Annotated in this window: 3 protein-coding genes; 2 read left to right on the top strand and 1 reads right to left on the bottom strand. The window is 30.9% G+C overall.

Going from position 1 to position 2,210, the window contains the following annotated elements:
* Positions 1–1,156, bottom strand: a 1,156-nt coding sequence (locus ACH2BP_RS01840; protein WP_395056448.1) for an MDR family MFS transporter, incomplete at its 3' end; no start/stop codon positions are given.
* 93 nt (positions 1,157–1,249) lie between these two features.
* Here ACH2BP_RS01840 and ACH2BP_RS01835 point away from each other — a divergent pair.
* On the top strand, positions 1,250–1,852 hold the full coding sequence (locus ACH2BP_RS01835) for a DUF1684 domain-containing protein (protein WP_395056446.1): 603 nt from the start codon (positions 1,250–1,252) through the stop codon (positions 1,850–1,852).
* On the top strand, positions 1,852–2,210 hold a 359-nt coding region (locus tag ACH2BP_RS01830; protein WP_395056444.1), incomplete at its 3' end, for a TatD family hydrolase. The genes ACH2BP_RS01835 and ACH2BP_RS01830, both read left to right, overlap by 1 nt.

Here is a 2,210-nt window from a genome sequence, read left to right as displayed (position 1 = left end):
CAAAACTTCCCATGACGATCCAGTTTATGGAATATCCAAAATGGGAAATTATTTCGAGTCCTAATTTTGAACTTATAATATGAGCAAGGCTAAAACTCATCGTGTACAAAGCCATATATCTGCCAACTTGACCTTTTGGAGCTCTACTCATTGCAAATCCATTAGCAAATGGGAAAGTAAATATTTCGCCAAAAGTGATGATAATAATACTAATTACTAAAATTCCTACCCATGCATCAAATAATAATATAAAAAAGCTTATCGCCATTAAAAATGCACCACAAAATATTATTTTAATTCTATTAATTTGTTTTCGTTCCAGAAGACTTACTAATGGCATTTCAAACATGAAAATTAAAATTCCGTTTAATGAAATGATTAAACCAGTTTCAAATTCGGATAATCCAAATTGCTCGTTATGAAATAGGGGTAAAGTAGTAAAAATTTGGAAAAACAGCATCGCTGTAGTAAAACTAATAAATAAGAAAACCCAAAAAGGTTTGTCCTGAAACACTGATTTTTGTTCTGAAACCAAATTTTCTTCATCATAGGCTTCTAGAATTTTTTTCTTTTCTTTTACAAAAAAAGCAAAAATTAAGATTGCCAATATACAAGTACTACCATCGACCCAAAACAATCCTTGGTAACCAATTCCTAATATTATTAATCCGCCTAGCATTGGTCCTGCTGCAAATCCAAGATTTATCGCTAAGCGAACTAATGACAACGCTCGAACTCGATTTTCGGGTTTTGCATAAACGCTCAATGATACAAACATAGCGGGTCTAAACATATCTGCAATTGTCATTAATAAAAACATTCCAAAACATAATCCCCAAAATGTTGTGATAAATTGCAACGCAAAAAACAAAATTCCAGTAGTAAAAAGACTAAAAACCATCACTTTGTAAAACCCAATTTTGTCTGATAATTTACCACCCAACCACGAACCAAGCATGGAACCAATTCCAAACGAGACCATAATCCATCCTACTTCGCCATAGGTAAAATGTAAATTTTCTTTTAAATATTTAGATAAAAATGGCAAAACCATAGTTCCCGCTCTATTGATAAAAGTAATCAGAGTCAGAATCCATACTTCGCGTCTAAACCCTCTAAAATTATTGATGTAGCGTCGAAGTGCAGTTTTGAACATGTAGTGAATTTATGTTTGTACAAAGGTAAAATTTTTATTGCTCAGTAACTTGTGTCGTTATAACTTTAACCTATTTTTGTATAAAATTTTAAAATGAAAAATATTCTGTTTTTAGCGATTTTAGGCATGTTTAATCTTGGTTTTAGCCAAGAAAAGTTTGATGTTTCATCAATCGAAGAATTTCAAAAAACCTTAAATACTGAATTTGGAAATAAAAATGAAAGCCCTTTGACAATAGAAGATTTGGATACCTTCAAAGCTTTGGATTTTTATCCAATAAGTGAAAAATTCTTTGTTGTTGCTCAATTTATAAGGACTAAAAAAGAAAAGCCTTTTGAAATGAAAACCTCTACAGAAAGAAAACCATTGTATGTAAAATATGGCGAAGCTCATTTTATGATAGATGGTTTAAAGTTCAAATTAAACATTTATCGAAACATAGAACTTTCTAAAAATGACGAGTACAAGGACTATTTGTTTTTACCTTTTTCTGATTTAACATCTGGTAAAGAAAGCTACATTGGCGGAAAATATATTGATTTAAAAATTCCAAAAGGCGATACAATTATCATTGATTTCAATACATCATACAATCCGTTTTGCGCCTATAATCATAAGTTTTCTTGCCCAAAAGTACCCTTGGAAAACGATTTAAATATAGAAATAAGAGCAGGAGTTATGAAATTTCACGACTAATGGATTATTTTAATTTGCATACACATAATTCAACAAATCAATTGGATGTATTGGAATTAGTCAATCAATATCCGCATGAATTCGATACTTCCATTCCGTTTTATTCCGTTGGGATTCATCCTTGGTTCATTGATGAAGAAAGGCTTGAATCAGATTTTCAAATTATTGAAAGTAAATTACAAGAAAAAAATTGTCTTGCCATTGGAGAATGTGGATTAGATAAACGCATTGAAATTGCGTTTGATTTACAGCAAACCGTTTTTGAAAAGCAATTGCTTTTGGCCGAGAAATATCAAAAACCAGTAGTGATTCATTGCGTTGTTGCTTTTCAAGAAGTTATTGCAATCAAGAAAAAATT

Origin of the sequence: Flavobacterium sp., from assembly GCF_043756175.1 — a bacterium.
In the GTDB taxonomy this organism is placed as follows: domain Bacteria; phylum Bacteroidota; class Bacteroidia; order Flavobacteriales; family Flavobacteriaceae; genus Flavobacterium.
Note: the sequence above shows the minus strand (reverse complement) of the source record. Positions and strands in the feature narration are given on the sequence as shown.